The 6,016-nt window shown below is 73.2% G+C and carries 6 protein-coding genes; 3 read left to right on the forward strand and 3 right to left on the reverse strand.

Annotated features, from left to right (window positions below):
• From AC1DXK_RS29770 to AC1DXK_RS29780, 3 genes are all read left to right on the forward strand, one after another.
• Positions 1-712 (forward strand): SDR family NAD(P)-dependent oxidoreductase (locus tag AC1DXK_RS29770; protein WP_477299631.1); only part of this gene is annotated, 712 nt, incomplete at its 5' end.
• Positions 712-1,572: a formyltransferase family protein gene (locus tag AC1DXK_RS29775; RefSeq protein ID WP_457108679.1), complete on the forward strand. Its 861-nt coding sequence runs from the start codon at positions 712-714 to the stop codon at positions 1,570-1,572. The genes AC1DXK_RS29770 and AC1DXK_RS29775, both read left to right, overlap by 1 nt.
• 65 nt (positions 1,573-1,637) lie before the next feature.
• Positions 1,638-2,048 carry a flagellar basal body rod protein FlgC gene (locus AC1DXK_RS29780; protein ID WP_457108680.1) on the forward strand — a complete coding sequence of 137 codons (411 nt, stop codon included), beginning with the start codon at positions 1,638-1,640 and terminating at the stop codon, positions 2,046-2,048.
• Here the strand turns inward: AC1DXK_RS29780 and AC1DXK_RS29785 are convergent.
• From AC1DXK_RS29785 to AC1DXK_RS29795, 3 genes are all read right to left on the reverse strand, one after another.
• Positions 2,041-3,435 carry an amino acid permease gene (locus AC1DXK_RS29785; protein WP_457108681.1) on the reverse strand — a complete coding sequence of 465 codons (1,395 nt, stop codon included), beginning with the start codon at positions 3,433-3,435 and terminating at the stop codon, positions 2,041-2,043. The two genes, AC1DXK_RS29780 and AC1DXK_RS29785, sit on opposite strands and share 8 nt — an antisense overlap.
• 183 nt (positions 3,436-3,618) lie before the next feature.
• Positions 3,619-4,308 carry a hypothetical protein gene (locus AC1DXK_RS29790; protein ID WP_457108682.1) on the reverse strand — a complete coding sequence of 230 codons (690 nt, stop codon included), beginning with the start codon at positions 4,306-4,308 and terminating at the stop codon, positions 3,619-3,621.
• The coding region (locus tag AC1DXK_RS29795; RefSeq protein ID WP_477299632.1) for a hypothetical protein at positions 4,301-6,016 on the reverse strand (1,716 nt) is incomplete at its 5' end. The genes AC1DXK_RS29795 and AC1DXK_RS29790, both read right to left, overlap by 8 nt.

Below are 6,016 nucleotides of genomic sequence, written 5' to 3' on the forward strand. Positions count from 1 at the left end.
CCACTACGCGCAACCCGGCGCGAGCCTCGTCCTCGTCGGCCGCAACGCCGAACGCCTGGAGATCGTCGCCCGGGACTGCCGTGCGAGCGGCGCCGCCGTCGAGACCGCCCGCCTCGACACCCGCGACCGGGCCGCCACGGTGGCCCTCGTGCACCGGGCCGACGCGGCCGGGCCTCTGGACCTCGTCATCGCCAACGCGGCGGTGAACGGCGGCAACCAGGAGGGGCAGGTGGAGGCCGAAGACGTGGCCTTCGAGACCGCCGACATCAACTACACCGGCTCGCTCAACATCATCTTGCCCAGCCTGACGCTGATGCTCCAGCGCGGGCGGGGGCAGATCGTGCTGATGTCGTCGCTGGCGGCCTACGCACCGCTTCAGGACGCGCCGGCCTATAGCGGCGCCAAGGCGGCCCTCGTCGCCCATGGCCTCGCCCTGCGGCAGAAGGTCGGCCCCCGCGGCGTGAAGGTCAACGTGGTCACGCCCGGCTACGTGAAGACGCCGATGGGGGGCGAGCTGAAGGGCTGGCGTCCCCTCGAGATCAGCGCCGAGGAAGCTGCCCTGCGCATCGCCAAGGGCATCGCGTCCAATCGCGACCTGATCGCCTTCCCGTACGTCCTCACGGCGCTCGCCCGCACCGTGCTGCTCCTGCCGGAGAGCGTCCGCAAGGCTGGCCTCTACGCGTTCCGGTTCCAGCGCCGGAAGCGCCGCTGATGGCTCGGCCCCGGATCGCGCTGTTCGTCCTCGAGGCGCTGCCGAACGCCCGGGTGGGGCGCCGGCTCGTCGCCGATCTCCGGGCCGACATCGCCTTCGTGGGCCTTTCGAACGCCGAGCGTCCGTCGAGCGGCGGCCTGACCGGTCAGATCCGGCGGCACCTCGCGCGCTCGGGCACCGGGATCCTGCCCTATCTCGCGGTGAATTTCGGGCTGCCGGACCTGCTGCGTCCGCTCGCGCCCCTGACCCAGGCGGCCTCCGGAAGCGGCGACGCGCCCGAGGCGACGCCGCTGAGAACCCTGTGCCGCCGCCTCGGCATCCCGACCCTGAAGGTCGACGACGTCAACGGGCCTGAGGTCGCGCGGACGCTGCGCGACACCGCCCCCGACCTGATCTTGACCTACCATTTCGACCAGATCCTCAAGCCCGAGACCATCGGGCTGGCGCGCCTCGGAGGCCTCAACGGCCATCCCGGCCTGCTGCCGCGCCACCGCGGCCCCGTGCCGACGATCCACGCCCTGGCCGACGGACCCGGCAGCTTCGGCATGACCCTGCACCGGCTGGCGGCGACGATCGACACCGGGGCGATCCTCGCGCAGGAAGCAGTGCCGCTGCCTGCCGGCACCACCGCCACCCGCGCCGCCGTGGCGCTGCACGCCCATGGGCGCGGGATGTTGGACGGGCTGCTCGATACGATCGCCCGGACCGGCGCCCTGCCGGAAGGCCGGACCGAGGCGGTGCTGCCCTACTGCCCCTTCCCCGACCGGGCGATGCTGGCCTCTCTGCGCCGCCGCGGCCTGCGGCTGACCGACGGGCAGGATCTCCGCGAGGCGCTGAGCCTGTCCGCTCGGGCCGATTAACCGGCGGTTAAGGCTGTTCGGTGAGGGTTCGTTCAGCCCTCACAGCCGCCGACCAGGCTCCGCGTATGCCGGATACCAGCGCCCTCCATTCGGCCTCCGACGCGCTGGCTGCGGGGCGGCAGGTCCAGAGCGGGCGCATCCGCACGATCTCCGAGAACCTCGCCAACGCCGACTCGGTCCCGGCCACGCCCGGGGGTACCCCCTATGCCCGCAAGATCGCGGTGTTCGCGCCCGTGCTCGCCGACAGTCCCGGCGACCCGGTCGGGCGGATCGTCCGCGACACTAGCGACTTCCGCAGCCGCTACGAGCCCACCAATCCCGGGGCCGATCTCAAGGGCTACGTCCGCCTGCCGAACGTGAACACCGCGGTGGAATCCGCCGACCTGCAGCGGGTGATCCGCAACTACGAGCTGAGCCTGAACGCCTCGGCCTCGATCAGCACGCTCACGCAGGCGACGATCAACCTGATCAGTTGAGCCGGGCGTTCCGCCGGCCGTAGACGGCGTAGATCCCGAGGCCGATCGCCAGCCAGATCGCGAGGCGGATCCAGGTATCGGCCGGGAGCGCGGCCATCAGCGTCACGCAGGACAGGATCCCGAGCCCCGCCGTGAGCGTCGCCGCCGGGACGCGGAACGGGCGCGGCCGCGCCGGATCGGTCCGGCGCAGGATCAGCACCGTGGCGCAGACGAGGCAGAAGGCCAGGAGCGTGCCGATGCTGACGATCTCGCCCAGGATCTCGATGGGCACGAGACCCGCCACCGCCGCGGTGAACAGGCCGATCACCACCTGGCTCGCCACGGGGACCCGGGTGACCGGATGGACCCGGCAGAAGATCCTCGGGAGAAGGCCGTCGCGGGCGATGGCGAAGAAGATCCGGCTCTGGCCGTAGAGCGCGGTGAGCGCCGAGGTCGTCAGTCCGATCAGGGCGCCGACCTTGATGAAGGTCGCGAAGCCCGGCAGGCCGATGGCGTCGACGGCCTTGGCCACCGGATCGGCGACGTCGAGGTCGCGGTAGGGCACGAGGCCCGTGAGGACGGCCGCCATCGCCACGTACAGGATCGTGGTGATCAGGAGCGATCCGATCAGTCCCACCGGCGCGTCGCGCTGGGGCGCCCGGCACTCGCCCGCCGCCGTCGCCACGGTCTCGAAGCCCACGAAGGCGAAGAACACCACCGCGGCGCCGCGGAACACGCCGCTCCACCCGTAGGCGCCGAAAGTGCCGGCATTGTCCGGCACGAAGGGATGCCAGAGGTCCGGCCGGAGATGCGCCGCGCCGACGCCCAGGAAGGCCAGGATGATCGCCACCTTGCAGGCCACCAGCAGCCCGTTGACCAGGGACGCCTCCTTCGTGGCGCGCATCAGGAGGGCGCTGAGCAGCAGGACGATGCCGGCGGCGGGCAGGTTGACGACGCCGCCGTCGCCGGGCGCCCCGGCCAGGGCCTGCGGCAGCGTCAGCCCGAACTCTGCGGCGAGCGACTGCGCGTAGCCCGACCAGCCCACCGCCACGGTCGCCGCCGCAACGGCGAATTCGAGCACGAGGTCCCAGCCGATGATCCAGGCGGGAAACCGGCCGAGGCTCGCGCGGGTGTAGGTATAGGTGGAGCCCGCCTCCGGGATCATGGCGGCCAGCTCGGCGTAGCACAGGCCCACGAGGCCGCAGGCGATGCCGCCGATCACGAAGGAGAGGCTGAGGGCCGGGCCGGCATATTGCGCCGCCGCCGTTCCGGTGAGCACGAAGATGCCGGCACCGATCGTGGCGCCGAGACCCATGGCGACGAGGCCCGGAGCCGTGAGGCTGCGGGCGAGTTCGCGGCCCTGCCCCGCCTGCGCGGGGTCACCGGCCGCCACCGCGGATTCTGCCATCGCGTCGATCCTCCCCGCCTGAGCTTAACCGGACCGCAGCGCGGCACATTCCGTGCCCGCGCATCCTCCCCCGCGAATTCGGCGTCGACCGACCCCCGTCCATGCGGGCAACGCGCTCAGGGAATGCGCGTGGACGCGATCGCGCAGCCCGACGGCCCCGTCTGCCCGTCGGGGGGGAACGGCTCACCGCCGCAGGTCGTCCTCGGTCCCGTCACGCCGATCCGGGTCGCGGTGGCCGGCCGCGATCGGCGCGGAGGCCGACCCTCCCGGCCCGCTGCCCCCGATCAGCCGGGTGTCGGTCCGGAACGCCCGGGCGACGATGCCGGCCAAGCGGATGAAGGCGCGGCCCTGAGGGGTGATGACGTAGCCGTCCGCCGCCGGAGCGACATTGCCGGACGCCTGCTGCTCGGCGAGGCGCCGCTCCATCTGCCGGAACTCGCCCAGATAGACTCGCTCGAACACGGCCCGCGCCCGCTCCGGCGTGTAGCGCGCGTCGGGATGTGCCGCCATCTGGCCCAGCAGGAACACGCTGATCGAGCGGTCCACCGTCACCGGCAGGATCACGAAGACGCTCAGATTCAGGGAGAGCGACAGGATGCAGGCGCCGAGGGCGTCGGCCCGGCGCAGGCCCCAGGGCCGGCCGAGACCGGCGAGCGCCACCGTCGCCGCCAGGGTCAGCAGGAAGGCCACCGCCAGCAGGATCAGTCCGCGGTAGAACAGGATCGTCACGCCGGACCAGAGATCCGTCTGGAACAGCAGCACGAAGCAGCCGAAGCCCAGAGCGATCGCCCCGGCCTGCAGCAGCGCCTGGGCGCAGAGCCAGCGCAGGGCGCGCGCCAGGCGCGGGCGAGCCGGGGTTGCGGTCTCAGTCATCGAGGTCCTCGACGCGCAGGATCCGGACATTCGGGCTCGCATAGGCCGCGCGGCCGTGCCAGACCCAGGAATCCGGGCTGTTCCAGGCGGCATCCTGCGCGGTGACGATCAGGGCGCCGATCCCGGCCTCCACGGCCCGGCGCCGGACCGAGGCCGCGTTTAGCCCCGCGCCGAAGATCGGCCCCACGACGGCGAGCCGCCCCGCAACGGCGTCGGGCGGGGCGCCGAACAGGCGTGCCTCGGCGTCGGCCACCGCCACCGGCTGGCGGCCGTAGAGCCCGAAATCGAACACCCGCCTCGGCAGCGGCGATGCCTGCAGCACCAGATCCGGGGGCAGGTGCGTGCCGGCCCAGGCATAGGCCGCTCGCAGAGCCCGGTCGATGTCCGGACGTCCGTTCAGGAACGCGAAGGCGGGCCGGCCGAAGGCGGGATAGGCCCGCATCCCGACGAAGCCGTAGAGGGTCGTCGCGTAGCCGAGGAGCAGCAGCGGCGCGAGGGCGCCGGGGAGCCGGAGCCGCCGCGCCTCGGACCGCCGGGTCAGCGCCACTACGGTCCAGACGAGGGCGGAGACCTGCGCGAGCAGGACCACCCGCGCGCCGAGGTCGTTGTTGAGGATCGCCGAGCGCAGGACTCCGCCGAGGAGCAGGCTCGCCGCCGCGCAGACGGTCAGCAGCCGCCCGGCCTCGCGCCCGTGCGCCGTGCGGCGCGGGACGAGGCTCCAGAACACCAGGGTCCCGGCCGCGGTCACGCCGAGCGCCACGGCGTAGTTCACCGGCAGCAGGATCAGCCGGAGCACGCTGAGGACCGGTTCGTCGACGAGCCCTTCCAGGGGGGCGAACTGCCGGATCGCGATCCGGACGGTGGCTCCGCCATCGGCCCGGTTCGCCAGGATGCCGAGCAGGTAGGGAGCCGCCAGGGCAGCGCCGATCAGGCCGGAGGCTGCGAGGCGGATCGCGGCGCGCCCGCGGTGCTCCAGGCCGAGCAGCACCAGCCAGATCCCCGCCGCCGCCGCCGTGCCGAGGCAGACCCAGATCGACAGCCCCGCGCAGGCCGCGAAGGCGACGCCCGCCGTGCCGACCGCCGCGGCTTCCGCCCGCCGGTCCGGCCGCGCCCGGTCGGCGACCTCGGCCAGCGCCAGCAGACCGAGCCATCCGGCGAGCGTACCGGCTACGTGGTGCGGCACCCAGACGAGGGAGGACGGCCAGTTGACGACCTGCTCGCTCAGCCATTCCGGGATCGGAATCCAGGTTCCGGAACTGGTCCGGTCCGCGAGGGCGAGCAGGATGTCGAGGCCCCCCGCCGGCAGCAGGAGCAGCACCGCGCGGCGCACCAGGGCAGGCGGCGCGTCCTGCACCAGGCCGGTGGCCGCGAGCAGCCGGTCGACGAGGCCGAGAAGCCCGAGACCGGTCCAGAATGCCAGCCCCGCGAAGGCGGTGCGCCCGTCGACCAGCCGCCCGCCGGCCCAGTCGACCAGGGCGGTCAGCGTGTAGAAGTAGTAGTAGTAGCCCGCCCGCTCGGGCCGGGCGAAGAACGGGTCCACGGGCGGCAGCCCGTGCGCGACGATCGCGCCGGACAGGGCCGCGTGCTTGACGAGGTCGATGACCGTGACCGGCTGGTAGAGGGCGGCGCCGGTGTCGATGTCGATCAGCGCGTAGGCCACGAGTCCGAGCCAGAGCGCGGCGAGCCCCAGGGCCGCCCGGTCGACTGG

It is taken from the genome of Methylobacterium sp. P3_A11, assembly GCF_056403155.1.

Bases quoted from the DNA above. Each gene is read 5' to 3' on its own strand.
- AC1DXK_RS29775 (WP_457108679.1), top strand. From the start codon at position 712: ATGGCTCGGCCCCGGATCGCGCTGTTCGTCCTCGAGGCGCTGCCGAAC.
- AC1DXK_RS29780 (WP_457108680.1), top strand. From the start codon at position 1,638: ATGCCGGATACCAGCGCCCTCCATTCGGCCTCCGACGCGCTGGCTGCG.
- AC1DXK_RS29785 (WP_457108681.1), bottom strand. From the start codon at position 3,435: ATGGCAGAATCCGCGGTGGCGGCCGGTGACCCCGCGCAGGCGGGGCAG.
- AC1DXK_RS29790 (WP_457108682.1), bottom strand. From the start codon at position 4,308: ATGACTGAGACCGCAACCCCGGCTCGCCCGCGCCTGGCGCGCGCCCTG.